The organism is Leptospira mtsangambouensis (assembly GCF_004770475.1).
GTDB classification, from domain to species: Bacteria; Spirochaetota; Leptospiria; order Leptospirales; family Leptospiraceae; genus Leptospira_A; species Leptospira_A mtsangambouensis.
On sequence record NZ_RQHK01000008.1, the window covers coordinates 1 to 25,919 of the forward strand.

Here is a 25,919-nt window from a genome sequence, read left to right on the forward strand (position 1 = left end):
TACACTTGTTTTGTTTGTCAAACCTTTCAGGGACCTACATCGACTTTTTGAAAGAAGCGGCTGGGCATTCTGATTCAGAGTTAAACGTTCATATCTACCAATTTCATAATGGCAAAACCATTGGAAAAAATCCGGAGAAAACAAAAAACTTTTTATCTAAATTTTCCAAACCACAATCTTTTTTGGCAAAAGAATTTTCAAAAGAAATTTATAACAAACAAAAATCAAAATTTGTGAGCGGAGGAATGCTTTCCAAATTAAAAGCCATTTTGTTAGAAGAATCTTTGAAAGAAGAGAACTATTTGGAAGACCAAACCGTCCGCGTATGGAACGCACCTTCTGTATATCGAGAAATTGAATCAATAGTTCACGACATTTTAAATAAAATTAATTCAAACAAAGGAAATCTGAACTTACTTGATTTTGCAATTTTAGTTCCCAACATGAATGAATATCGATCTGCCGTTGAATGGGTGTTTGATGGCGGAATTTATACAACGGATAAAGAAAAAAACCTACCTAATCTCATCAAAATACCATATTCTATTACTGATTTAGTGGCAAAAGACACTTCGCAACTTTATTTAGCATTATCAACATTGTTCCGCTGCATCAAAAACGATCGATTCGAAAAAGAAGACATTCATACTTTATTTAAAAATCCACTCATCACCGGGCCAAACGATTTAAATGAAGATGAAACTTCTATAAAAGTTCTGGAATTGATTGATTCGTTAGGTTCAATTTATGAAGAAGAAAACGAATACAATCCATATACAATTTCTTTTGGTCTCAAAAGAGCAGTTGTCTCTATGGTTGCTGATGAAGAATCTGCTTGGACTGAAACACAAATTGTAACAAAACAAATATCCTCAGAAAAAACAATCATTCAATTTGTGGAAATATGGAATCGAATCAAAGAAATTCGCATTGAACTAAAAGAAAAAATATTAAAGGCGCCAAAAGAAAAACGTTATTCCATACTTGAGAACTTATTCCAAAAATTATTTTTTTTCGAAGCAGGATGGGAAAGAGAAAGAATTTATTTTAACCAATGGTTACGTTCCATCCAATCCTGGTGTGAATCGGATTGGGAAGAAACAAACGATTTTTTAGAAATGATCTCCTTATTGACGGAAGAAATTTTTTCTGATATCCCCATGCAACGTGGTAATTATTTAACAGAAGGAGTCACCGTTTCTCTTTTACAACCAATGCGACCTATTCCTTTTTTGCATGTTTACATTGCAGGCCTTGGAGAAGGAAAGTTCCCTGGTTCGATTGATCGATCTCGATTTAACTTAAGAAGGTATGATTCCAAACCATGGGATCTTAATCGAAGGGAAATCCAAGAATCACTTTTTTGGGAATCAATCTTATCAGCTGAAGAAAGTATCACTTTTTCTTATGTTGGTAAAAATACGTTGGAAGATAAAGAATTTGAGCCTTGTTCTACTCTTTTTGAAGTAATGAGTGCAATGAAGATCAAAGAAGCAGTGGAATTACCACTAACATCCTACAGTCGGTTCTATGATGAAAATCCTTTCCCTTCATTTGATTATATTAGAAACTTAGAAAGGTTTATAGGAGAAGGTTACGAATTTCCAAATCCTAATTTTACAAACCCAAAAGATTTAATCTTCGAAGAAACCTCTTCTAGAATAACAAATGAACTTTCTATTCAACAACTTACGAATGGATTGAAGAATCCCATCTTAGGATCCTTATCAGAAAACATGGGAAAAATTTCGGACGACGAAGAAGATTCCAAAGAAGAACCTTTCCGACTCAACCAGTTAGAAATTTTTACCATCAAGTCCATCTTCATCCCGATTTTTACAGAATCTTTAGTCTCCGAAAAAGAATGGACCTGGAATAGAAATAAAATTCAAACCCATCTCCAAGAGTTCACTCTCAAAGCGGAACAAAATGCAGAGTTTCCTTATGGCGCATTTTATATCGTTTCATCAGAAAAACTTTTAGACGAACTAGAAATCGTTGCAGAAAGATTTTCTGTCATCAAAGAATCACTTTTCCACACTGAAGATCGGTTAGTTTACCATAGTGCTGTTTCTATTGGTGATACAGGGCTAAGAGATTGTAAAAAACTGAGCTCCTACCAAGTTTCGGAAACACATACACTTGTTGGGGAATGGGAAAATATAATTGAAAAAGATGGAGTTTACTATTGGTTTTATTCAGGTAGTATCTATGATAAACCAAAACATCCTAACGAGTATTTAAAAGATTATTTCGGAAAAATGGCCTATGTATTGATGAGTGCTTGTTTGTTTCGAGTGACAGGAAATCGTTTGGTCATCATTCCCGCCAATTCTAAAGACTTCAAAAATAATGTTTGGATCGACATGACTCGGCTTTCAGAAGCTGATTGCAAGATGTATTTGGAATCGATATTCCAATTGGTCACAGATAAAAATCCAAAATATATACCCATTTCTGGGCTCAATTTATTTTTCGCCAAACATAGTTTAGAAGAAATTGAAACAGACTTAACGAAGATTGAACAACTCTGGAATGATTTTTTAAATGAGGAGTCAGAAACGATCCTTGAATTTGAAAACCGGTTGATGAAACTTTCTCCATACACGCAAGTATTGCTTAATGAATTTTCGATCCAGACAGTGATTCATATTTTTTTACCACTATTAAGGAAGGGGTTTTCGTAAATGGATCATCCCCTACTTCATAAACCAAAATTCATAGAAGCTTCTGCTGGAACGGGCAAAACTTACCTCATCATGGAAATGTTAGGCGACATCATGAAATATGATGTAGAGAACAATATCCAAGAAAATAGAATCTTAAATACATTGATTCTCACTTTTACGGAAAAGGCAGCGGGAGAGCTAAAAGCAAGACTCAAAGCAAAAATATTAGAATTATCAGATAATGGCAACAAACCTGGCTTTTATCGGTATTTACGTGACTTAGACCAAGTAACAATCTCAACCATTCACGGATTTTGTAATATGGTATTAAAGGAATACCCAATTGAAACCCAAAACAATCCAAATGTTCGTTTGGTGAGTACAGATGAATTAATAAACAAAAATTTTTATCTTTTGAAACGAAATCATTGGGGTGGAAAAGAATCAGACTTATTGGCAAAAGATCTAATTGAATCTAAAACTTTAGAGAACGAACAGAGTATTACGATCGCAGTATCAAAAATTCTTTCCAATACAAAAAATTATCACTTCCCGAAAGCGATAACAATAGATTCTATCCTTGGTTCATCAAAAATTGAAACAATTGTCACTTCCCTAACCCAAATCATTGTCTCCTTGCGAGGTTCTGTCGGTCAATCCATCCAAACCCAAGGTAACAAAGTTACCATTGAAAAATGGATGGAAAACTGGCTTTTATTTGAAAGTTTTCTCTCTGCTATCAAATCAAAGGATCCTGAACTTCTCAAAATAGAATTACAACGAATTGTTGGATTAAAAAGAAGTTCCGAGGGAGCAACCTACCAAGGATTCGCCTATTTTTTATTAGTCGGCAAAACAGTTGCAAAAAATTTGGATGCGAAAGCTTTACAACTCCAATCTAACATAGAATCTGTAGTTTCTCTGTTAGAAGAAACATTCCCTATCGATCAAATTGATATGAATGGAGTGTGGTTTCTGCAAGAAACAGCGCTCCAATTAGTTGAAGACACAAAACAACAATTAAAAACGGGGGAATCTTTAACATATGATCAAATGATATTAAAAGTTCATGAGACTCTTGTGAAAGTCCCAAACCATACTTTAATCCAATCATTAAAAGAACGATACCAAGTTTGTATTCTGGATGAATTCCAAGACACCGACAAAAACCAATACCAAATTTTTAAATCTCTTTTTGTAGACCCCAAAGACAAAACAAGAATGTTATTTTGTATTGGAGATCCAAAACAAAGTATCTATGGGTTTCGTGGCGCTGATATTGGGATTTACTTAGAAGCAGCATCGGACTTTAACAATTCCAGAGGGAGTCTAACTACAAATTATCGATCCACCAAAGAAATCATCAATGGCTTAAATCTACTCTTCCATAACCAAGAGAAAGATTTGGGAGAAACTAACTTTTTCCCAATTGAAGAACCAGGGTCAAAAAAAGAAGATTACCAATACCATCCTGTATCTTATCCCGAACCTTCAGAAATAAAATACCAGTATATTGATCCGAATGAATTTGGAATCCATGTGATCCAATACGAAGAAAACATCCAGAACGTTAGCTCAGCAAAAAATATTTGGGCTGAGTCAATCAAAAACGAAATCCTATCCTTCCAGCAAAATGAACAAACTCTATCCTATAGAAAAAAAGGAGCTGTCCCTGCTCAAAAAGTTAAATTAAAAGACATAGCAGTGTTATGTGGCAGTAAAAAAGACACAGAATTAATTGAAAGAACTCTTTCGAAAGCTGGAATCCCCTGCTCTATTTACAAACAAAGAGGAATTTTCCAATCAAGAGAAGCGGAACAAATTGAAAATCTATTAGAGTGTTTAGAAGAATCAAATAGTTCCCGCTCTTATAAACGAATTTTATTCTCCGATCTTTTTGGTGTAAAACCAGAAGACTTACCACGATACAACGAACATTCAATTGATTCTTATGAAAAATCCCTAATGGATGTTTGGTTAAAACTCATTCGGGACAACCGTTATGCAGCTTTTTTTCGTTCTGTGATGGATGAAACAAAAGTTCTTTGGAACCATGATTTAAAGAACTTAGAATGGGAAAGAAAACGAACCAATTACAGACAAATTTTTCAAAGATTATTAGAATATCAAATTAGATCTAACGCAAATCTAACTGAATTACTTGCTGAACTAAGAAAACTCAAACAAACCAAATCTTCACCAGAGGAAGAACCACTATATGACCGCGAAACAGAAGACGATGCCGTTCAAATCCTAACCATTCACGCCTCCAAAGGATTGGAATGGCCTATTGTTTTTTTATATTATTTTGGAACCAGAGCACAAAGTATTTCAAATTACGAATACCCTACCCTAATCGAAGAAAACAAAAAAAACGAAAGAAAGTGGATACTAAGCCTCTGGGATTCAAAAATTGGAAAACAAAATGAATTCAAACATTTTCTAAACGAACAAAAACGATTACTTTACGTTGCCTTAACAAGGCCTAACCTTAGATTGTATCTACCAAAGTTATCTTGGGGAAAAGATTCTTTTCAAAAATCAGGATATGGAAATATTTTATTCAACGAACTGCAAAGGATTCAGGATTCGCTTTCAGAACATCCTAACTCTCAATATAGTTTTCAATTCCGAAATCAAGCTCACACCGATTTTATTAAAAATAAAAATACGACTAAAGAAATAATTGAAAACAAAAAAAAGAAAACAAAGCCAGTTGTCCTTCCGATTGAAGTCAAAGCAGGAAGAATTTTATTGCAACATAGTTATACAAGCTTACAAAGCTCTCAAATTCATCCGATAAAACAGAACAATGAAACACCAAAAGAGATCGAAGAACCTCTTGAATCGGAACCTTATCAAACAAAATCGAAACTCCCTTCCAGCTCCAAAGTTGGAAATTTTTTACATCGTATACTTGAGTTATGTGAATTTTCAATTTTTGATTTAGAAGTAGAAAAAATTTCAAAACACCCTTCATGGATTTGGGCATACTCACAATCCTTTCGCCAGTATCCGATTAAATTACAACAAACATCGGCTGAATCTTTAGAGAAAAATGTTTTGGATCTTTTAAAACAAGCAATGACTGCAGAAATCACTTTGGCGGATGGATCCACTTTTTGTTTGAGTCACTTAGAACCAGAAGAAAAATCTTCCGAATTAAAATTTCATCTGTATGTACAAAAAATGTTAGAAAAATCCGGCACTCCGCTGTCTCCGGGATTTGAGAATTACCTCAAAGGAGCCATCGACTTAGTATTTTGTAAAAATGGGAAGTACTACATTGCCGATTATAAATCAAATCTTTTGCCAAATGATCTTTATGATACCACTGCGGTCACTGCAGCCGTCGTTGAAAAAGGATACATGATCCAAAAATCGGTTTACGCCCTCATCCTTTTTGACTACTTAGCTTCTCTTTATGGAGAGGAGTTGGCTTTAGACCGTTTTGGTGGCGTTTACTATTTATTTTTACGCGGTATGGGTACTTTTCAAAATGCAGGAATCTATTCTGATCTAAAAACATCAGAAGACCAATGGACTTTAGAAACATTCGGAGAAATTCGAAAAGAAATTTTGTCTTATATCCAAGAAGCTTCCGTTAGTTTGGAGAGACACTATTTATGAAACAAACTGACTCATCCTATTTGGAAATGGCAAAAGAGATCATCCATTGTTTTCCACATCTCTCGGTGGAACATACAGAACTAATAACAAACTTAATCGAAGCAACACAAAATGGAGATCTTTATCTTTCGATTACAAACCAAAAATCCATAACAAATTTCGAAAATAGATTTCCTTTTTATTTAGAATCTTTCGGAAATGAATCTAGGTTATTCTTTCAAAAAACATATAAAGAAAAAAAACAATTTGAAAAAAATATTACCGCCTTAGTTTCAAACCTATCAAATGAGGAAATAACATCCCAAAAACAATCAACAGAAATTGAATCCATAATCTCCCATTTAGAAACGAACTTTCAAAATCCACTCGCAAGAGAACAAAAACAAGCTGTAATCGAATCAGTCACTTCTTCTTTTCGAATAGTTGCGGGTGGGCCAGGGACAGGAAAAACAACTGTGGTTTCCTTCATCTTAAAGGTGTTAGATGAAATCAAGAGTCTACCAAATCCGAACCGGATTGCACTTGTAGCACCCACGGGGCGAGCCGCACAAAGGCTTACCGAATCTATTCAAAAAAATTTAAGTTTTTTCCCAAATACAAAAGAACTTGTTTCTTCGCTTCGAGGACAAACTATCCATAACCTATTAAAAATCTTCCCCAATATAACCAAACCTTATTACGGAGAAAAAAGATACTTACCCTACGATTTAATCATTATGGATGAAACTTCTATGGTGGACATAGAAGTAATGAATTTACTTCTACAATCAATCGGGGAATCAACCAAATTAATTTTGTTAGGTGATCCGAACCAATTACCTTCAGTTGGACAAGGAGAAGTATTATCAGACCTTTTGACTGAATTCAAAAAACAAGGAAAATTTGTTTCAGAATTAAAGGCTAATCATAGATCATCTAATACTTCCATGTTCAGTCAGTTTGCAGAATTGGTAAAAAATTCATTTGATCATACAGACAAAAAACAAAATTTCCCAAACCCAATTGCGCTAGAGTACAACCAAATCGCAGATGAAGCTGATTTTATTTGGTTACAAAAAGAAAAATCGAACCAAGAAGAAGACTTTTCATTTAAAGATTGGAAACAAAATGACCTCATCCATTTTTTATGGACAGACTACTTTTTACCGACTGCCATCAAGGCCACTGCCTTAGATTGGAAAAAAGAAGACTTAACCTTAAAACTAAACAAGGAAATACTAGATGGACTAATTTCGGAATATCGGTGTTTGACAATTTTAAGAAACGGTTTTTTTGGGATCGAATCGATTCACAACCGAATCCTTGATTTAGCAAAAAAACATTTAACTTCCTTTCATTCTAATTCACAAAAGATCGAATACCGCCACTTAGCAAAATCCTTTTACTTCGAAGGAATGCCAATCATCATCAAAAGAAATGATCAGATTCGAAAACTTTTTAATGGAGACATTGGGCTCGTATTAAGAATTGATTCTGAATTAAGGGCGGTCTTCCCCATTGAAAACCGTCTGTATTCTTTTGCATTGGACACTCTACCCGAACATGAACCTGCTTTTTTTCTGACAATTCATAAAAGCCAAGGTTCAGAATACAATACCATCCTACTCTACTTGCCACCTATTTCCTCTTATCAATCAGAAGATCTAAATGAAGTTCCTATTCTCAACCGAAGAATTTTATACACAGCAGTAACAAGAGCAAAAAAGAAGGTAATCCTAATGGGAGATCATTCTACTTGGAACTTAGGTTTAGAAACATTTCGAAAACGAAACACAGGTTTTACTTTAGCCTAAAGTTTGGATTAATTTCAACACAGTCTCCAAATTCCCAAGAACCAAACTTCCGCCTGAATCCAAGATAGAGAATTCTAACATTAAGTTTATACTGTTGCCAAAGTCTTCGTTTAATAAATATCCGTCTTGATCAATCGCATAACCAGAATCATGTTTATTGGTTGAAATATTGGACATTACTATTTCCGGCAAACTTCGATTATCCTTTAGGTAACCAAAAACCCGTTTCCCTTTTCCATATGCGTATCCAATTTCAAAAGCAGTCCCATCATCAACGCAAGCTCCTCGAAATGGGTTACAATTGGCGATTATAATATCCGATCTCTGGATCAGTAAAATATTTTCTTTAAAAATTTGATTTGCTTTGGCAAGTTTGACTTGATCTGTCACTGCACCATCAAAAGGAGTGAGAGCATCAAATCCAAATTTCTCACAAAGTTTTTTTGCATCGGCAAGAACCTCCAAAGCATTTGGTAAAAAAACTTCGGGTCCCGCAAGATAGATTGTTTGCATACTGAATTCTAGCGGGAACCAAGAAAAGATTGAAAGGATTTTTTAATTCACTTGAGGTTCTACCGGAGTCATTTTCACTTCGCTAAAAGCAAATTTGCCATCCAATCCAAAATAATAGAAGCGAGGCCTTTGTGGATTATACTGTAAATCCCAAGCATCCAATGCATTATCAACACCTACAAACCACTGGAAGTGTCCAAAAAATCTTTGAGACAAACGTAAGTTTAGATTTGTATGAGGATTCACCATTCGATAACCATAAGTTGGGTTTGTTGTGCAATAAGACAAATTATTTTCCGAACAATAATCCGATACTGCTGCAGGAAGGGCACTGAGCGAATTGCTTATGTTAGTTTGTGCTTGGTTATTTAACAACGCCTCCAATCCATCAAAGTTGGATGGAAGATCAGGATTACACCAAAAAGGATTTTTTACACAATAGTATGGTTGTTTTCCGAATACTACAGCAAATACAGACAAAGACAATCCACTTGATTTTTCATCCAATCGAACGCTGAAGTTCCAACGATGTGGGCCTCTGCCTTCTAGTGGAAGATTTGTTAATTCATCTTTTGTATTTGTATAGGTGTATCCGACACTTGTGGTAACTATTTCGGAAATTCTAATGTTGAGAGAAGACTCAATTCCTTGTGTTGTTGCCTTCTGATAATTTGATGTTTGGTAAACCATCAGTCCAGAAGAATCTCTTATCGGATTGGTTCTAAATCCAATTAAATTGTCTACGTTGTTATGAAACAAATTGGAGCTATACCAAATCCTTTTTGTGATATCCCACTCCCAACCAAAATTATAACTTCTCGAAAGTTCTGGTTTTAAATTTGAACTCCCAACAACTCGATACCCTACTCCAGGATTTAAAAAATTAAAATATAAATCTTGGAAACTTGGTGCTCTATATCCAAGTCCATTGGCTGCTCTAAATCGAAACTGATCCGTGACATCGTAGCGAACTGCAAGTTTAGGAAGCCATTCCCCACCATAAATTGAATCATGATCATAACGAACTCCAGGAACAATTTGTATTCTTGGTTTATCTGATACTCGCCATTCATCTTGTACATAAAATGCATTTCGGAAACGATAGGCATTCCCATTGATTGTCTGTCCCTTGGTTAACTCTGGATTAAAATCTTCATAACAGACATTAGGATAAGTTCTTCGACAATCTGGCGCAATTCGGGCAGATGAAATTTGATCTTGTAGGTTCTCTGCTCCAACTGAAGTCACATGATTTTCAGAAATTTTATAATCAACTCTTGACCGAAACTCAGTGACTGCATTGTCAGTCCGTTGTTGTGAATCTAAATCGTCCGCTTTTCTTTGGTCCGTTGTATATAAATCCTGAAACCTTGAATAGTTAGCATTAAGATTTACATTTATCTTTTTGTTTGCAACCCAATCTACATTAAATGCACCCATAAAATCATGAGTTTTATTTCTGCGATCATATACAGTTCGAGGTGGTGATGCATCCACCGCCGACTGGTCTAAATGTCGATAATAAAACTGACTTGTCAAAGTTAAGTTATCCGTTGCATGATAAACAGTTTTATTCGATAGGTTCATATCATTAAAGGCACTGCCAGATGTAGATTCAAGAGGAGGAGTATAACCAGGTAATCTTGTAGCAAATAAATAGGAATTAACAATAGACGTATTTGCAGGATACGGATTGTAACCTAGGGCTAGTGAGGCATACCGACCGTTCCTTGGTCCCGGAGTAGCATCAGGTGTTAAATCATATCCTTCCCCTTTATGCCAACCCACTGTAATCAAAGTTGATAGTTTCTCAGTTTTTGCACCAACAGATGCATAATTTCGAAATTCCGTATAGGGACCATAGTACTTTTCACTGCCAGATCCACCTAAAGTTCGGAACTCCGCATACAATGGATCTTGCGCTTCCTTAGTGATGATATTAATAACTCCAGCAATCGCATCGGACCCATATATCGCCGAAGAAGCTCCTTTTACAATTTCAATACGTTCGATGTCCTCTGCTTTAAATCTTGTTAAATCAATTGATCCACTAAACCTTCCCGTTGTTCTTTGTCCATCCACCAGTATCAATACGTTTTGCGCAGATAATCCTTGCAACCGAACAGTTTGTCCCCTTTCTCCTGTTTGCGCTGGCCTTACTTCAATTCCAGGAACATTCCCTAAAGTTTGAGATAGATCTCTTGCTCCCATCGCATCAATATCTTTTCGAGTAATCACTTCTGTTGTGATCGTTGAATCTTTAAGCAAATTCCTACGCCTTGTTCCAGTGACTGTGATTATATTAGATCGATCCCCGTTAACCTCATTTGGTTGAACCCCAGACTCTCCATGTTTTTGTTGTTTGGTAGTTTCCTTGTTGTTTGTTGGCCCAGGATTTTCTGCATCTTCCTTGGGCGAAACGGTTTGTGAGAATAAATGAAACGGCACGATCATAAATAAAAAAATTACCCAACAAAAATACATGAAACCTTTTTTGTTGGACTTTTGGTTACAGATAAATTGAGACATCATTAGCACCAAACAGCAATTCGCAAGGAAGGATCATAACTTCTTCCAACGAAATTTTGGATACCCAGAGGTGCCAGCTACACTATAATAATCCAACATTTGTATTGCATATTTAGAACCCTCACTACCTGTAACGATATATACATTCAATTTTGCCGTCAAAATTGTATCTGCATACGTATACCAAGTACCATAACCAGCAGGCATTGGAGTTAAATCAAGCGGTGCAGCCATAACCGGGTTGATACTTTCCGAAGAAGCAGACACAGGACCTCCTCCTGCTGAGGATAACTTTACATCTACCACTGCCGTACATTCAGAACCATCAAAGGTAGCGGAAAAATTTGTTGATCCTGAATTACAAGCTCCCCCACTTCCTGAGCCACTTGTGCCGCTATTGGTTTCTATATTATATCTTTTGAAAGCAAGGTCCCATTGTGCAGAAGAATCGACAAGCGCTCCATCTAACTTTAAGCTAACATATACCCAAGCACATGCGGAAGATGCATTCACAATAGTATTATAAGATCCTGTAGTATTCACAGCGTTTGCCGGGATGCTACAAGGTAAGTTGTTTGAATTCCCACCTGTAAGAAGAAACAAAAGTGCAGCAGAATCATCTTCTGCCTTCGGTTTCATCGAACAATTTATTAAAAAAATATTAAAAAAGACAAAGTACCCAAAAACCGTAACTCGTTTCACCGATTGTATTATTTGATTCATAAAAACTCACTTTTTGTTAGTTGCCGAATCATCTTCGGCAACCAGTTCTTTTCGTTATAAGATGCTTTCCGAAGAAACAACAATTTTAGCTCCAGTTAACAATGTAACATTTGAGAAACGGAAGTAAGCTTGGGTTCCAGAAGGAATGACGTTCCCAGAAGAAGGCCATGCAGAATAATTTATAACTGCATTTTCTTTCTGAAGTGTATTTGTTAGTTTACAGTTTGCACCACTGACACCAGTTACCCAAAGGTAAGTTGTGGGAGCAGTCGTTGTTCCGGAAAAACTTACACATAGTTCTTGGTCAGTCGATAAGCTAAAGTTAGTTGGATTTGCACCACTTGCCGCCTGTCCACCTTGGTAGTTTCCATATTCTAAATTTCGAAACCAAACATAGGGATTAGGACTTGATACCGACTTCCCTGCAACAAATGAGTATTGGCCTGTTGCCGCAGGAGTTGCACTTGTTGGTGCTGCTGAGTAACCGAGAAACAAATAAAAATACCCATTATCTCCTAAAGCTTTCATTCCTTCGATACGGAAGAAACGTCCCTGCCCAGCTGTTGGTGTACACAAAGCAGCATAAGTACCAGAAATGTAATTACCATCAATCGTAGTCTCACAGCGCTTAGTTGCATCTGTCATTGCTTGTGAAACTGTTAAGAGTCCCAAAAAGGTAGTATTGTTATCAGCATTCTCTTCTTGTTCGCAGGAAATGAAGGTCATAGCAAGGCAAGAGGCCAAGGTGAAGGTAAGGAATTTTTTGAGCTTGTTCATAGGTGCTCTCCCATTTTTAATTGATTCTGATTCTCAAATTCTTTTTAGTCCGATTCTTGTCAATTCTTATATTGAGACTCATTATCGTTTATGGTTGACAGATGGCTCTTCCCTCCAATCCTGGGCCCATGAATCAATTCCAAACAGCCATCACGAAGGGATCTCTTGTCTTGTTGTCCCTCTCCCTTTTCACTTTATCTCTGTTTGCAGAGACAAACAGTCGTATCATCTCTGTCAACGGGACAGTGACTGAAATTCTTTACGCACTGAAATTAGAAAGTCAGTTGGTTGCCGTTGACACTACCTCCTACTTTCCTAAACAAGCCACTTCCCTTCCCAGTGTCGGATACCAACGGACTTTAACTACAGAAGGAATTTTAAACTTAAAACCAACTCAAATCATCGGATTGGAATCAGCAGGCCCTCCAACAACAATCCAAAATTTAAAAGATGCAGGTATCCCTCTTCATCTTTTCCCTGATGAATTTACTTTGGAAACTCCAGCCAAACGTGTATTAGAAATTGGAAAACTTTTTGGAAAAGAAAAAGAAGCAGACGTTTTAGCCAAAAACATTAAAGACCAAATTCAGAAACTAAAAATTAATAAAACAAAAGCAAAGGTTCTCTTTATTTATTCAAGAAATCCGAGTTCTATTTTTATTTCAGGGACAGGAACTGCTGCGGACGCAATGATTCATCTTTCTGGTGCAACAAATGTTATCCATGAATTTTCCGAATACAAACCTCTCACTAGTGAAGCTCTTGCAAAAGCAAATCCAGACATCATTCTTATGCCAGAAAAATCAGCTCTAGGTTTTGGAGGAGAAAAAGCAATTTGGGAAATTAGCGGAATGGAATTTACAAGAGCGGGAAAAGAAAAGAACCTCATAGTTGTAGACGACCTCCTTTTATTAGGTTTTGGGCCAAGGTTACCTTTAACATTAAAAACATTAAATGAGAAATGGAAACAAATGGAATGAAGAAAAAATTTATCTTCATCCTTGGTTGTGCCATTTTTACAATTCTTTCAGCTATTTCATCTTCATTACTTGGAGCAATGAGTATCAGCTGGGAGAATCTATTTCAAAAAGAAAGTTTAGAATCAAGAGTTTTTTTTGAACTAAGAATTCCGCGGATCCTACTTGGTCTGATGGTCGGAGGGTCCTTGGCTTGGTCTGGTTCTTTAGCACAAGGGCTCTTTCGAAACCCAATCATAGATCCTGGCCTCATTGGAATCACAGCTGGATGTTCTTTGTTTGCTGCGATCGCAATTGTCCTTGGAGCATCTATTCCATTTTTACATTCTATATGGAGCGTGGTTTTATTTTCTTTTATCGGCGGGATTCTTTCTTCTTTTTTAATTTTCTTTTTTGCAAAATCAAAAGGAAGAACCGATATTTTTTCCTTACTTTTGTCAGGTATCGCAGTAAATGCGATTTGTTATTCTGCCATCGGAATTTTAAGTTACATCGCAAATGAATCCCAACTAAGAAACCTATCACTTTGGAATATGGGAAGTCTTGGTGGAGGTTCTTGGCCCAACTTAAAATCTTTTTCCATTTTCTTAATTTTCCCAATCTTTGTCAGTCCATTCATAGCAAACCAGTTAAACGTCTTCATATTAGGCGAAAGGGAAGCAAGTCACCTTGGAGTATCTACTGAACTGCTAAAAACAATCGCAATTCTTTTTGTAGGGGTGAGCACAGGAGCCTGCATTTCACTAGTAGGAAACATCGGGTTTGTTGGCCTCGCTGTTCCGCATATAGTCCGACTCGCAATAGGCCAGGATTATCGATACTTACTTGTCACCTCGTATCTATTAGGTGGTGGATTGTTATGTTTTGCAGATGGAATTTGTAGAGTCATCATCGCTCCTTCCGAAATTCCTGTCGGGATCGCTACCGCCCTCCTCGGATCTCCATTTTTCCTTAGTCTGATTCGCAAAAGGATGCCCCATGTATGACAATTGAAGCAATTGACTTAGACTATCAGATTGGTTCCAAACAAATTCTCTCTAAAATTGAATTAGAAATCAAACCGGGAGAACTACATGTTCTTATTGGAAGAAATGGTGCTGGGAAATCAACCCTCTTCCATGCGTTATGTGGTGACCTAGTCCTAAAAAACGGGAATGTTTATTTGGATGGAATCGATTTAAAAAATTATCCCAAAAGTGAGCTGGCAAAAAAAAGAGCAGTCCTTACCCAAGAAACGGCAATTACTTTTCCCATTACCTCAGAAGAAGTCATCGAACTTGGACGACACCCTCATGAAAAAAACACAAAAAGAGACAAAGAAATTGTTCAAACTTGTTTAAAGATCACAAATTCCTTGGACAAAAAAGAACAAAACTACTCTACTCTGTCTGGTGGCGAACGACAAAAAATCAACTTTGGAAGAATCTTAGCACAGGTCTGGGAAACACCTCCTCGGTATATTTTTCTTGATGAACCTGTTTCCGCTTTAGACATTCCCAATCAATATAAAACCTTAAACGTCTGTCGCCACATGGCAAATCAAGGTTATGCGATCTTCATGATTCTACACGATTTGAATTTAGCAGCTCTTTATGCAGATACCATCACCTTACTTCACAAAGGAACAATCATAAAGTCTGGCAAACCCAATGAGGTTCTTACTTTAGAAAATTTAGAAACAGCATTTGGCATGAAAGCAAGGATCTTAACATCACCAGAAGGAAATTTTATCATTCCAGAAATCATAGGAGAAGCAATATGAATGAAAACTTAAAACAAGAATGGGAAAATCTTACCAAAGAAATGCCCAAACTGAGAATTCGAGATGCCGCCAAACATTTAAAAGTAAGCGAAGCGGAACTTCTTGCTACAAAGCTTGGCCCATCAGTCAAACTTATGAAGCCGGATTGGGCAAATTTTTTGCTGAATACACCAAACCTAGGCTATGTGATGGCTCTGACCAGGAACGAATCTTGTGTACATGAAAGAAAAGGAATCTACAAAAATGTTTCCGTCAATGGGCAAACAGCTCTCGCAGTAGGAGAAGATATCGATTTAAGAATTTTCTTAAAAGATTGGAAGTATGGGTTTTATGTAGAAGAACCAAGAGAAAACAATCTAATGCGTAGTTTCCAGTTTTTTGACTCGAAAGGTGAAGCAGTTCATAAAATTTATCAAACAGAAAAATCAGAACTCGATGGCTGGAAATTCATAATGACTCAATTCGTAGATGAAACACAAACCTTTACCAAACCATCTGCCGAAACAATCATCAAACTAGAGACCAACGATCCAAAAGACATACCCGAGTTTCTGAAAGCTTGGAGCCAACTTGAAGACACACATGATTTTTTTTCTTTACTCCGCAGATTTAGCTACTCAAGAGAATTTTCTCTAAAAGCCGCAAATGGGAAATTTGCTTTTCAAATCCTAACGAATGATTTCCTAAACCTAATGGAAAAAACAAGCAAACTGGAATTGGACATTATGATTTTTGTTGGAAATCCCGGAATGATTCAAATCCACACAGGTAAAATACAAAAACTAGAGCCCATGGGACCTTGGTTCAATGTTCTTGATCCTGAATTTAACCTTCACTTAAGAACGGATCAAATAGAATCAGTTTGGATTGTTGACAAACCTACCAAAGATGGACTTGTCACTTCAGTGGAAGTCTTTGGCAATGAAGGCAATTTGATTCTACAAATGTTTGGAAAAAGAAAACCTGGCATTCCACAATCAGAAACCTGGTTCCAACTAACTCGAGAATATCTAAATCATACTACCGAGGAGTTAGACCCTTCTCTTGTATAAATCACTTGGGAAGTTAAGTTTCAATTGAAAACCTTGGGTACCATCGATACTCAAGGTTCCTCCCATTTGTTTTTCCGCAATAATCTTTGCCAAACTCAAACCCAATTTCTTTTGTTTTTCTAAATTAAATCCATCTGGTAACCCAACACCATTGTCTCTATATTCGAAATGACAAACATTCCCTTCAAAAGAAAAACGAACCAAAACTTCACCTAACTTTTGATTTCGGAATGCATATTTAAAACTATTGGATAATATCTCTGTAAAAATTAGCCCAAGCGGAACAGCTGTGTCCAAAAGCAAGGCCCCTTCTACAACCTGAAAATTAATTTTAACATCTGTTCCGACGGGGGGATAGGCTTGTTTGACCATCTCAGCCAATGACTCTAAATAAGCAGACACTTTGATCTCACTTAAATCCTGATTTGCATACAAGTGATCATGAACCAAGGACATGGTTTGGATTTTGATCGAAGTGTCTTCCACTATAGATTGGATATTCTTATCATCCGGAAAATCAGAAGCTTGGATCATTAAAATCGAACGTACCAGCTGAATGGAATTTTTCGTTCTGTGAAAAATTTCTGCGATTAAGTTTTCCTTTTCTCGCAAAGATTTTTTAATCATTTCCGAATACGTTTTATTTTCTTCGATTTCCTCAGAAAGGAGTTGGTTCGTTTCTATTAATTTCTCATAAGGATCATTGATTGCTGCAATAAAAACAGCTTTGTATATTAGATAAAAGGCAACTATTTTATAGAGATGCCCAACAACATTATAAACATCATATACACTTGTATAAAAAGCAAAAACCATTTCACTAAAAATACAAACAATGAACGCAGATAAATAATACTGTAGCTGTCTCTTGGAAGTATAGAAACTAGCCCTACGGTAAAGCAGAAGAGAGAGAAATAAAATTCCAATGATAACAAACTCTGTATTTTTTTTGAATGGAGTTAAACCCTTCCCTTGTACATAAGTATCCGGAATCCATTCATTGAAAAAAATAACCAAAAGAAAAATAACTCCGACAATGAAGAAGGCAAATAAGACAAGAACCCTTTCCTTTACTAATTTGTACTTCGTATTTGGCTGTATGTATATGGCACAAAGCAATACAATTGCCGTAACCATCCGAGAAAAAATCCAAAACTGAGAAGATTTGTTTCCCGAGTTTGGAGTCACAAAATCAGGCATCCCTTTATAACCTAAGGTATGCATAAAATCAACAAGTCCCACTGCAAGAAATCCAACTCCGAGAAACAAAGTATGAGCATTACGACTTTGAGAATAAGAATAATAACCTAGACCAAAAATAGAAAATGAAACGATAACGCTAAATATTTCCGTAACATTATGGAATACTAAAAAAAACCCAATTTCGAACTCACGATAAAAGTATTCAGGAAAAGTACCAACAAGAGCCAAAGGCAAAAAACAAAAAAATAAAACCAATAAGTAGAAACGATTCTTCTTTATTGTATTGAAATAAAAATCGGATGTAGACATTCGTTAGCAGGCAATTGCACAAAAAATAACAATTTATGCAAGAATTATTTAAATGGGAAGAAAATGTATCGTCAATAAAGGCATTATTTTCGAGTGATATCGAGAGAAATGAGAGTGATGTCGTCTCTAGAAACTTGCCTCATCCGAGAAAGGCGATTTAAAAGATTTTGATGAAACAACTCTTGAGAATAGCCTACAATCGGTATGATTTCAGGAAACAAAATAGCCTCAGGTTCTTCATCAGGTTTTAAATTTTCGTACAATCCGTCCGTAAAAACCAAAATTCGATCGCCCTCCTGCAATTTAATTTCTCGTTCCTCATATTGATAATTTGGACGAACACCGAGCAACAGGCCAGGACATTCGAATGATTCTATTTCTCCATTTCGAATGATTACAAATGGAGGGTTCCCTGCAGAACTAAAACTCAATTTCTTTTTTTCATAATCGATATAGAGATAAGCGGCGCTGACAAAACGAGCATGAAGGCTTGTACATAAAAACCGATTCATTGCTCCGATTAATTCTTTGGGAGACTTGTTATATTCTTTGGCGTTTCGAAATGCGATTTTGACAGTAGATGAATCCAAAGCTGCACTTACACCATGACCAGTCACATCTGCAATGAATAAACCCAAACCATCATTGAACTCAAAAAAATCGTAAAAATCTCCACCTACATCATAAAGTGGGGAATAGGAAACAACCACGGAAAGATTTTCATTCTCTGGCAATTGGTCAGGAAGGATCCGCATTTGAATTTTTCTTGCTGTTTCTAAATCTTTTTTAATCGTTGTTAGCTCATTTTTTGCCAAAAGATTTTCTTCTAATAAAAAACGTAGGCGACGACCCAAAGCTAAAGAGAATAAAATCACTTCAAAAGCAGTCCCAATTTGAACTCCATACCTACCAAAAGTAGAAAACGGAATCAGCGAAGCCTTTGTTAAAGAATCAACAATGACTCCGACAAACAAAGTAAACCATGCCAAAAGAAAAAACAAAGACGACTTTACTCCTTTTTTATAGGAATAAGCTCCTGCAGACATAAGTAGTAAAAACATATAAGGAAACGTATATATAAAAGAAACTTCCATCCAATTATGCGGGAGAAAAAATGCAAGGACCGACATAAATCCGAAGGCCAGCACACTCAAACGTATGACCCGGTCCAACCAAGGATTGACCTTTTTTAGGTTCAGAAAGGAGAGAGAAAACAAACCAACAAAGGTCAAAGAAGCATTCACGGATACATAAAGATAAGGTTTGATGGATATACCTAAGTCAGGCACCAACAACTGTTTAAAAAAACCGCCTAGTAAGGAATAATTAATTCCTAAAGTTGTCAGATAAAAACAGTAATAAACATAGGCTCTTTCTCTTACGCTAACATAAATTAATAGATTATATAATAGAAGTGCAAATATAATCCCAAAATAAATTCCATTTGCAACATAATCTCTTTCAATCCTATCAAAAAAAGAATTTATCTTCCAAATACGAAATGGTGCATTGAGTATCCCTGAGTTTTTTATATGAGCATAAATGGTTCTCGTTTCCAAAGGTTCCAAGGCCAATTGGTAAGTTGGATTTCTGTGTTGCAGTTCTCTTGAAGAAAAAGCAGCAGAACCATCAAATCGTTTCTCAATCACTTTTCCATTTTCTTTCCAAACCAATAAAACGGAATCAACCCAAGGAGATTCTAATTCGAGGATATAGTCCTTCGTGGATTCTTCCGGATTCACCAGATCAAATTTTACCCAGACGGATGGTTTCCAATACCCAAAATGATACTTCATTTCGTGAACCTTGGACCAAAGAACCTCCCCCATCAAGATCTGTTCTGTTGTTTTGGATTCGAATGTAAATTGGATAGGAGGGCGTTCCGGGAACTTGTTACCGCAGGAAATAAAAACCAGCAGGAATAGAAATAATTTAATTCTGCAAACGGGGATCATGGGACTGTAACGGTTCTAAGGACAGTGTTTGAAAGGATGACACTAGCTGGAATTCAAAATCGAGTCCAGAAAGAAAACGTATTGCCAAAATCTCCAAACAATCGATAGTTTTGGCAAATCAAGGAGAAAGGTTTATGTCAGCAAAATTTGAAATTTACAAAGACAAAGCAGGAGAATTCCGCTTCCGCCTGAAAGCTGCCAATGGAGAAATCATCGCATCTAGCGAAGGTTATTCTTCAAAACAAGCTTGCGAAAGTGGCATCAATTCTGTTAAGAACAATGCCCCAACTGCGGAAATTGTAGATCAAACGTAAGAGCAACAATAGTCTGTTACAGTTTCAATTTTCAATTTAAACTTGGATCCAGCAGGGACTTCAAACACGGATTGACCGTCGATTTGTAGCCATGTTTCGGATCCTGGTAATAAAACGGAAAGTTTTCCTGATTGGATTTCCATAATTTCTTTTTGGTCGGTTCCAAATTCATAATCACCAGGCATCATGATTCCCAAGGTTTTCTTTTCCCCATTAGGAAAAAGGACCGTCCGACTGGTAACGTTTCCATTGAAATAGATATTGGCTGGTTTTAGTACTGTTACGGATGCAAATGAACTCATACAGACCAAAAACTGGATGGCCTCGAGTCTTCCAAGTGAATTCTAACCCCCCTTTCTCTTCGAATTGGGATTAAAAAGTGTTTGCGAAATTCGAAAGAACCAGAACGGTGAAGTCAGTGCCCATTAAGACATCTCAAAAATCGGAGAACAAAAAGCAGCAAGCAAGGGAGAAGTCCATAGAAAGGATTCTTGCCTCGGCGATTGTTTTGTTCGCAAAACATGGGTTCTCTCAAACCACCATGGAAATGATCGCAAACCATGCAAAAATTTCCAAGGGTCTTGCTTATAACTATTTTAAGAGCAAAAACCAGATTTTTGAACAAATCATCGATTCCCACCTCGCAAAACAGGAAAAATTTTACAGCAATATCCCCCCTAATCTTTCCGCAAAAGAATATGTCAGGGAATTTTTTAATCGTTCGATCCAATTTGCAAAAGAAGAAAGAAAAACCATGGTTTTGATTTCTGTATGTCTTTTCCAACCTGGATCAGTCTCACTTTCGAAAAAGATGTTGGAAAATGTGGAAAGACGTTTTGCTCCATTCAAAGAGGCGATGCGAGAACGTTTCCGGTCCTATGGAGTCAAAGAACCGGATAAAGAAATGATCCTAATTAAAACCTTTCTTCATGGCGTCATCATGAGCCAACATTTCAATGATACCACTACATGCACACCAACGATCATTGAAATGGTTTTAGAAAGATACGACTACAAAGATTAACTATTCCCCTCCTCCCGGAATTTTAAGAATCAACAGATTGGTTGTTGCCGTGGCTAAAAGTTTGTCTTTTTCTGTGCGCATCTCTCCTATCATATGAATGGTTGAAAATCCTTTTGCTTCAACTGATGCTTTTACAATGACACGTTGGTCCACTGCAACTCCGCGAATGTATTGAATATTCATATCAATTGTTGTTGTCGGACGTTTTGCCACTAAATAACTCAATGGTCCAAATGCATTGTCAAAAGCTGCTGCGATGACTCCACCCTGCATCATTCCCATTGGATTGGTTTGGTCTAGGGAAACAGGAAAGGCAACCGTTATACTTTTTCCTTTTGTATAGGAAAGGATTTCCGCTTTCATGGCGAGAAATATCGGCGGTGGAACTGTAATTTTTCTTCCGCCATGGTTGAAATTAACAGTCATGTCTTCTAAAATTTTTTGGGTTTCTTCGGTTGTAAGTGTTTGCATAAAACAACCTCCATATGTTACCACTAGTAACATTTCTCTGCAATATTTCAATAAAAATGTTGCCACTGGTAACTTATTTTTCAAAATTAGACTGTGCGCCGATCTTCCTATCACCATGGAGATTTAAAAAATTCTATTATAAAATCCTGCCATAAATTGTTACAAAAGAAGGGAGCTTCTGACTTTTCTCTCCGGGAGGTTGCCACTCTTTCTGGAGTTTCCCATGCAGCTGTTTATAGGCATTTTCAACACAAAGAAGAAGTTTTAGAAATTTTGTCTTCGATTGGATTTGATCGACTTGGTTCCTTACAAAAAAAAGTTCCTCAAGCTTCAGGAAATCCTGATGATTATTTTGTAAAATTGGGATTGGTATACATTCAATTTGCGGTAAAAAATCCAAATTACTATCGGCTTATGTTTCAAACAAAAAGAACGAGTGAATCTAAAATTCTGAAACAATCTAAATTAAAATCATATGCCATCCTTGTCAGAGGTTGTCGATTTTATTTGAAAGAGAAACGTAGAAAAGAAAACCATAGAAGTTTTGCCCTAATGGCCTGGTCCCTTGTACATGGATATAGCAATTTATGTATTGAAACTGACTTCCCCGAAACAGAAAGTAAAAACCTCAAAAAAACAAAAATGGAAATGGCAGAAGACATCTTACGATTCTCGATTTAGAATTTAAGTTTTTATGAAAGTTCTATCACCTTAAACTTCTCTAAAAATTCCTTTTTATCTCTCACAAATTTCATTGGATTTTCTTTACCATATTCGCAATAGAATACCATCTGTTGTCCGTCGTTGGCATTTGTACAATTTTTTGCTTCGTCTAACTTGAGATAAAAATTTCCTGTTTTGATGTGTTGATAAACTTCCATTTGTATTTCCTTAAAGGTAAAATCTAAAAAGACGGGCCATATTGTATTTGAATGTGTTGTAAGGATTTTTGTTTTTCCATCCAATTCTTCCAAATCAAACGAGATGCCCCTTGTAAAAAATCAGGAGATTGAATACTTGCAATTTGGAAATAGGTGGACTTTGACAAAGATCTTTCGCTCCAAATTTTAAATTCTTCCCACGAACTCTTCTTTTGTACTTCTTTTTGTACCTTTAATGTACTTACTAAGGGGAACGCAGTTTTTTCCCATCCTGCATTGGATTTTTTTAAGGACCTGACTTGGTGTTTTTTTACGGGTCGATCTTCTTCTTGTTTTGTTAGCATTGGATTTTTCTCCAAAGCTTCTTTTGATTCTAGTCCCGTTTGGTTTTGTTTTGCAAAGCGGGGTTTTAAGAAACGTCTTCTTCCGTCAAATCCTGTTTGTTCGAGAAGGCCTAGTTTTTTTAAAGAAGTAATCAGTCTAGAAACTGTGTCCATTTTGAGACCAAGAACTTCCCCGAAGTAACGATTGGATGCAAAACACCCACCTTTGTCATGTAAAGAGACAATCTCAGCATATAATTTTGTTTGGCTATGAGATAAGTTTAAGTTCTCAATCCAAACGGGAATCCAAATTCCTGTTCGATTTGTTTTCATTTTAGGTTCCTTTTCCCAAACGAACACATCTCCGGCTACGAGCGTTTGGTTGTCTTTTGCCAATATACCTTTTGGATATACCTCCCCTACTCCCGTGAATGAGTTTGATTTTTTTAAAAAACAAACCTTCGGTCCAACAAGAGAAGAGAAAATTTGGAAGTTCTTACGAACGTCCTTTCGGAACTTTTTTTAGAAATTCCGGTTTGAACAATAACGGCGTTGTGGTAGAGCCGTGTCCGGTTGTGTGACCCGAACGTTCCCTATATGTACAAATTTAAAAATTTCGTCAAGAGAAAAATGTGACATAATTCGGAGCATGTCTCATTAGGGGAAGAAGGATGAAAAGTGGAAAAGGTGGGGGAAATGGCCCCGGGTCGCTACCACACTTCCCAGGGCTTTATTGTTCAACCCGGTTAAGGATCTAAATACAATCTTGATTGTTTCGAAAAGAAGTACAAGTTTTTTTCTCTTCACACTGCAAAAAAAAAGAGGGGAAAGTCGTAACGGAGGTTTCAGACCTTTTTTAAGTTTATTTTTTATATTTGCGAATGGTTTCCTCTAAAATGGTTTTTTCATTTTGAAGTTGAGATATTTTTTCTTTTATTTTGGACAATTTGCTTTTTAGATCCTTTAGATCTAAGTTTCCTAGTTTGGTTTTTGTTGGTTTAGGTTTATTTGGTTTTAGGGGGCGAACAAACTCTCTTAAATCGTTTCTGGATGGGAAATCACCTTTTTTTTCTAGCCCTTTGATCAGGTAGTCGATTGCTCTTTTCCGATTTGGAACATCAAGTGGTGCAATTTCTGTAAACAAACTTGTTGGTATTTGGAAGATTGGATGGGTTTTATCTACAGAAGAATTTGGCGCTGTTTCTTTTAAGATTTCTGCATGAGCAATTTTTGATTTTACCCATTGTGCTGATTTGTTGATACGTTTTGCCAATTGTTCATTGGTTTCTTTATGCCTACTTTTTAATTCCTGTAAAGATAGGGCAAGGTCGGATTCTGACAAATCTTCTCTTTGTAAGTTCTCTACTAGTTTGATTTCGGGCAACTTGGAGATATCGATTTGTTCTACGTTTTTAACAATCGCTAAAATGGTTTTCCTTTTTAGAAGTTTGTGGGCGCGAAATCTTCTTTCTCCATTGATGAGTTCATATTTCCCTGCTTTTTTTCTAACCACGATTGGTTGTAAAAGTCCATATTGAGAAATTGATTCTGCGAGTTCCCTGATGGTGGACTCGTTAAATGTTTTTCTAGGGTTGTTTTCAGTTAAGATCTGGTCGATCGGGATATCACTTGCGTTATGATTTTCTGTGTTCTCTTCTTTTAGGAATGGATTTAAAGAAGATGTTCTTTGAGTGGCTCTAGAAAGTATATCTGCCGGGTTATAGTTTGCTTTGTTTTTCATAAAATTTCCCAGGTACGCCGGCGTACCTTACTTTAATTTCTCCGCTAAAGTTTCGAAAGCTTTCCAAGGAGCGCTTCCTTCTTGTAGAGGTTTCCCAGTTTCGGTTCGGTCCCGAATACTGTCATTTTTTGGGATAGGTTCTAAAATTTTTAATGTTTTGATCGTGTTGAGTTTTTCAAGTAGATCCATTTGTTTTTGAGAAGTGCCCCATTGAGAGGGGAGGATCATAACGGATTTTTTCTTTGATTGTTCATCAAATCTTTCCGCTTCATCTACTTTTTTTAGGACTTGGGCCACAGTTCGTACTGCCCATTTGGATGGTGTGACAGGAACCAAGATAACGGAGGCTGGCAAGTAAGACGCAATGTTTTCTGAGGAACCAGATCCGGGGGTGTCAATTACTACGTAATCATATTTTGCTTTGAGTAAGATATTTTTGAGGCGAGGGATCATGGAAAAGTCTTTTGAGGCTAAATAACTTAAATCCGAAAGTTCGATGATGGATGGCAACACATCTATATCGTTGGAAGCTTTGACAGATTCGCTCAAAGTTGTTTCTGCATTTAGAACAGAAAGGGTATTTCCTGAATCGAAAAACTCAACTGGTTCTTCGGGGAAAAAGAAGTCGGATAAGTCGGCTTGTGGGTCCATGTCGATTGCTAAAGTTTTCCCTCTTTTGGAAAGAGCTAAGGCTAGATGGATGGCTGTGGTGGATTTTGAAGTCCCGCCTTTGATGTTGGCAACTGTGATGATCTTCATTGCAAAATTAGATTGTGAAAGCTTCTTCTTTGTGCAATGAAAATTCCGAAAAACGGATTATTTTTGGAAAGTACGCCGGCGTACTTTCTTCTTTTGTGGTGATATGGGATTTTGAATTTTTATCTTGGGTGCCACGCGCAAAGGATCGCAGCGGAAATCCTTTCGTGAAACGAAAGATTGGAGCGAAGAGCCTGGTCGTTTTTCTTATCTGTTTGGAATTGAAGGGATTCGATGCGCCCGAGTAGCTGGAGGTTTTTTTTGAGTTTTGGAATAGAAAAATCCTTGTACTATTTTTGTAATCTTGTTAGATTGTTTGTAACCCCTTTAACCGGGTGATGTAAACTCTCTGAATTGTGTGGAAGCAGTTCAGAGAGACTTCTCTCCTCTCTTTTGTTCCCTACCCCGTTCCAACAAATCCTCTTTTTTGTTACCAAATTCGGCTTGGGATTATGTCACATTAATACTTGACAAAAATCGGAATCGAATGTTAATAGAGGCTTGGGTAGGGGAGGTG

The 25,919-nt window shown here is 36.7% G+C and carries 22 protein-coding genes; 10 read left to right on the forward strand and 12 right to left on the reverse strand.

Annotated elements, in window-relative coordinates:
- The 3 genes from EHR01_RS10155 to recD form a co-directional block, all read left to right on the forward strand.
- On the forward strand, nt 1–2,687 hold a 2,687-nt coding region (locus tag EHR01_RS10155; protein ID WP_135694683.1), incomplete at its 5' end, for an exodeoxyribonuclease V subunit gamma.
- A complete protein-coding gene (locus EHR01_RS10160; RefSeq protein WP_135694684.1) occupies nt 2,688–6,299 on the forward strand; it encodes a UvrD-helicase domain-containing protein in 3,612 nt (1,203 codons plus the stop codon). It begins immediately after the preceding gene.
- Nucleotides 6,296–8,092, forward strand: coding sequence for an exodeoxyribonuclease V subunit alpha (gene recD, locus EHR01_RS10165; RefSeq protein ID WP_135694685.1), 1,797 nt, complete (start codon nt 6,296–6,298; stop codon nt 8,090–8,092). Before EHR01_RS10160 ends, recD begins: the two co-directional genes overlap by 4 nt.
- Here recD and EHR01_RS10170 read toward each other — a convergent pair.
- The 4 genes from EHR01_RS10170 to EHR01_RS10185 all read right to left on the reverse strand — a co-directional run bounded on the left by EHR01_RS10170 (nt 8,084) and on the right by EHR01_RS10185 (nt 12,634).
- On the reverse strand, nt 8,084–8,605 hold the full coding sequence (locus EHR01_RS10170; protein WP_135694686.1) for a nucleoside 2-deoxyribosyltransferase: 522 nt from the start codon (nt 8,603–8,605) through the stop codon (nt 8,084–8,086). The two genes, recD and EHR01_RS10170, sit on opposite strands and share 9 nt — an antisense overlap.
- 42 nt (nt 8,606–8,647) lie before the next feature.
- Nucleotides 8,648–11,059, reverse strand: a complete 2,412-nt coding sequence (locus tag EHR01_RS10175) for a TonB-dependent receptor plug domain-containing protein (RefSeq protein WP_135694687.1) — start codon at nt 11,057–11,059, stop codon at nt 8,648–8,650.
- Nucleotides 11,060–11,167: 108 nt separating this feature from the next.
- Entirely contained in the window at nt 11,168–11,857 is a 690-nt protein-coding gene (locus EHR01_RS10180; RefSeq protein WP_135694688.1) for an HmuY family protein, read from the reverse strand.
- 54 nt (nt 11,858–11,911) lie between these two features.
- Nucleotides 11,912–12,634, reverse strand: a complete 723-nt coding sequence (locus tag EHR01_RS10185) for a hypothetical protein (RefSeq protein ID WP_135694689.1) — start codon at nt 12,632–12,634, stop codon at nt 11,912–11,914.
- Between the two features lie 128 nt (nt 12,635–12,762).
- Between EHR01_RS10185 and EHR01_RS10190 the strand changes: the two genes are divergently transcribed.
- From EHR01_RS10190 to EHR01_RS10205, 4 genes are read left to right on the forward strand one after another with little or no spacing between them, the layout of a single operon-like run.
- Nucleotides 12,763–13,614, forward strand: coding sequence for a heme/hemin ABC transporter substrate-binding protein (locus tag EHR01_RS10190; RefSeq protein WP_135694690.1), 852 nt, complete (start codon nt 12,763–12,765; stop codon nt 13,612–13,614).
- Nucleotides 13,611–14,597 carry a FecCD family ABC transporter permease gene (locus EHR01_RS10195; protein WP_135694691.1) on the forward strand — a complete coding sequence of 329 codons (987 nt, stop codon included), beginning with the start codon at nt 13,611–13,613 and terminating at the stop codon, nt 14,595–14,597. The genes EHR01_RS10190 and EHR01_RS10195 overlap by 4 nt, the downstream gene beginning before the upstream one ends.
- The gene (locus EHR01_RS10200) at nt 14,594–15,373 is read left to right on the forward strand and encodes a heme ABC transporter ATP-binding protein (RefSeq protein ID WP_135694692.1); all 780 of its coding nucleotides are present in this window, start codon (nt 14,594–14,596) and stop codon (nt 15,371–15,373) included. The genes EHR01_RS10195 and EHR01_RS10200 overlap by 4 nt, the downstream gene beginning before the upstream one ends.
- On the forward strand, nt 15,370–16,425 hold the full coding sequence (locus tag EHR01_RS10205) for a hemin-degrading factor (protein WP_135694693.1): 1,056 nt from the start codon (nt 15,370–15,372) through the stop codon (nt 16,423–16,425). The genes EHR01_RS10200 and EHR01_RS10205 overlap by 4 nt, the downstream gene beginning before the upstream one ends.
- Here the strand turns inward: EHR01_RS10205 and EHR01_RS10210 are convergent.
- Together EHR01_RS10210 and EHR01_RS10215 are read right to left on the reverse strand one after the other, a co-directional pair.
- A complete protein-coding gene (locus EHR01_RS10210; RefSeq protein WP_244310063.1) occupies nt 16,405–17,883 on the reverse strand; it encodes an MASE3 domain-containing protein in 1,479 nt (492 codons plus the stop codon). The genes EHR01_RS10205 and EHR01_RS10210 overlap by 21 nt on opposite strands.
- Nucleotides 17,884–18,020: 137 nt before the next feature.
- Nucleotides 18,021–19,892, reverse strand: coding sequence for a 7TM diverse intracellular signaling domain-containing protein (locus tag EHR01_RS10215; RefSeq protein WP_135694695.1), 1,872 nt, complete (start codon nt 19,890–19,892; stop codon nt 18,021–18,023).
- 134 nt (nt 19,893–20,026) lie between these two features.
- On the opposite strand from EHR01_RS10215, the gene EHR01_RS10220 reads away from it, so the two are divergent.
- Complete coding sequence (locus tag EHR01_RS10220) at nt 20,027–20,206, forward strand: YegP family protein (RefSeq protein ID WP_004788220.1); 180 nt, start codon at nt 20,027–20,029, stop codon at nt 20,204–20,206.
- On the opposite strand, the gene ppnP is transcribed toward EHR01_RS10220, so the two are convergent.
- The gene (ppnP, locus tag EHR01_RS10225) at nt 20,197–20,508 is read right to left on the reverse strand and encodes a pyrimidine/purine nucleoside phosphorylase (RefSeq protein WP_035984072.1); all 312 of its coding nucleotides are present in this window, start codon (nt 20,506–20,508) and stop codon (nt 20,197–20,199) included. The two genes, EHR01_RS10220 and ppnP, sit on opposite strands and share 10 nt — an antisense overlap.
- A gap of 116 nt (nt 20,509–20,624) precedes the next feature.
- Here ppnP and EHR01_RS10230 point away from each other — a divergent pair, with 116 nt between their 5' ends.
- Nucleotides 20,625–21,230 (forward strand): TetR/AcrR family transcriptional regulator, encoded by a 606-nt coding sequence (locus EHR01_RS10230; RefSeq protein WP_135694734.1) that lies wholly within the window; start codon nt 20,625–20,627, stop codon nt 21,228–21,230.
- Here EHR01_RS10230 and EHR01_RS10235 read toward each other — a convergent pair whose 3' ends face one another.
- Complete coding sequence (locus EHR01_RS10235; RefSeq protein ID WP_135694696.1) at nt 21,231–21,701, reverse strand: PaaI family thioesterase; 471 nt, start codon at nt 21,699–21,701, stop codon at nt 21,231–21,233.
- A 93-nt stretch (nt 21,702–21,794) separates the two neighbouring features.
- On the opposite strand from EHR01_RS10235, the gene EHR01_RS10240 reads away from it, so the two are divergent.
- The gene (locus tag EHR01_RS10240; RefSeq protein WP_135694697.1) at nt 21,795–22,382 is read left to right on the forward strand and encodes a TetR/AcrR family transcriptional regulator; all 588 of its coding nucleotides are present in this window, start codon (nt 21,795–21,797) and stop codon (nt 22,380–22,382) included.
- A gap of 11 nt (nt 22,383–22,393) precedes the next feature.
- On the opposite strand, the gene EHR01_RS10245 is transcribed toward EHR01_RS10240, so the two are convergent.
- From EHR01_RS10245 to EHR01_RS10265, 4 genes are all read right to left on the reverse strand, one after another.
- Entirely contained in the window at nt 22,394–22,582 is a 189-nt protein-coding gene (locus EHR01_RS10245) for a hypothetical protein (RefSeq protein WP_135694698.1), read from the reverse strand.
- A 23-nt stretch (nt 22,583–22,605) separates the two neighbouring features.
- Complete coding sequence (locus tag EHR01_RS10250; RefSeq protein ID WP_135694699.1) at nt 22,606–23,238, reverse strand: helix-turn-helix domain-containing protein; 633 nt, start codon at nt 23,236–23,238, stop codon at nt 22,606–22,608.
- Between the two features lie 529 nt (nt 23,239–23,767).
- A complete protein-coding gene (locus EHR01_RS10260; RefSeq protein WP_135694700.1) occupies nt 23,768–24,646 on the reverse strand; it encodes a ParB/RepB/Spo0J family partition protein in 879 nt (292 codons plus the stop codon).
- A gap of 27 nt (nt 24,647–24,673) precedes the next feature.
- Nucleotides 24,674–25,405: a ParA family protein gene (locus EHR01_RS10265; protein WP_135694701.1), complete on the reverse strand. Its 732-nt coding sequence runs from the start codon at nt 25,403–25,405 to the stop codon at nt 24,674–24,676.
- Nucleotides 25,406–25,919: the final 514 nt, after the last annotated feature.

Excerpts from the sequence above, each read along its gene's own strand:
- EHR01_RS10160 (WP_135694684.1), top strand. The coding sequence starts at position 2,688 with ATGGATCATCCCCTACTTCATAAACCAAAATTCATAGAAGCTTCTGCT.
- EHR01_RS10215 (WP_135694695.1), bottom strand. The coding sequence starts at position 19,892 with ATGATCCCCGTTTGCAGAATTAAATTATTTCTATTCCTGCTGGTTTTT.
- EHR01_RS10180 (WP_135694688.1), bottom strand. The coding sequence starts at position 11,857 with ATGAATCAAATAATACAATCGGTGAAACGAGTTACGGTTTTTGGGTAC.
- recD (WP_135694685.1), top strand. The coding sequence starts at position 6,296 with ATGAAACAAACTGACTCATCCTATTTGGAAATGGCAAAAGAGATCATC.
- EHR01_RS10175 (WP_135694687.1), bottom strand. The coding sequence starts at position 11,059 with ATGATCGTGCCGTTTCATTTATTCTCACAAACCGTTTCGCCCAAGGAA.
- EHR01_RS10250 (WP_135694699.1), bottom strand. The coding sequence starts at position 23,238 with ATGAAAACAAATCGAACAGGAATTTGGATTCCCGTTTGGATTGAGAAC.
- EHR01_RS10245 (WP_135694698.1), bottom strand. The coding sequence starts at position 22,582 with ATGGAAGTTTATCAACACATCAAAACAGGAAATTTTTATCTCAAGTTA.
- ppnP (WP_035984072.1), bottom strand. The coding sequence starts at position 20,508 with ATGAGTTCATTTGCATCCGTAACAGTACTAAAACCAGCCAATATCTAT.
- EHR01_RS10170 (WP_135694686.1), bottom strand. The coding sequence starts at position 8,605 with ATGCAAACAATCTATCTTGCGGGACCCGAAGTTTTTTTACCAAATGCT.
- EHR01_RS10190 (WP_135694690.1), top strand. The coding sequence starts at position 12,763 with ATGAATCAATTCCAAACAGCCATCACGAAGGGATCTCTTGTCTTGTTG.
- EHR01_RS10220 (WP_004788220.1), top strand. The coding sequence starts at position 20,027 with ATGTCAGCAAAATTTGAAATTTACAAAGACAAAGCAGGAGAATTCCGC.
- EHR01_RS10265 (WP_135694701.1), bottom strand. The coding sequence starts at position 25,405 with ATGAAGATCATCACAGTTGCCAACATCAAAGGCGGGACTTCAAAATCC.
- EHR01_RS10260 (WP_135694700.1), bottom strand. The coding sequence starts at position 24,646 with ATGAAAAACAAAGCAAACTATAACCCGGCAGATATACTTTCTAGAGCC.
- EHR01_RS10200 (WP_135694692.1), top strand. The coding sequence starts at position 14,594 with ATGACAATTGAAGCAATTGACTTAGACTATCAGATTGGTTCCAAACAA.
- EHR01_RS10195 (WP_135694691.1), top strand. The coding sequence starts at position 13,611 with ATGAAGAAAAAATTTATCTTCATCCTTGGTTGTGCCATTTTTACAATT.
- EHR01_RS10185 (WP_135694689.1), bottom strand. The coding sequence starts at position 12,634 with ATGAACAAGCTCAAAAAATTCCTTACCTTCACCTTGGCCTCTTGCCTT.
- EHR01_RS10205 (WP_135694693.1), top strand. The coding sequence starts at position 15,370 with ATGAATGAAAACTTAAAACAAGAATGGGAAAATCTTACCAAAGAAATG.
- EHR01_RS10235 (WP_135694696.1), bottom strand. The coding sequence starts at position 21,701 with ATGCAAACACTTACAACCGAAGAAACCCAAAAAATTTTAGAAGACATG.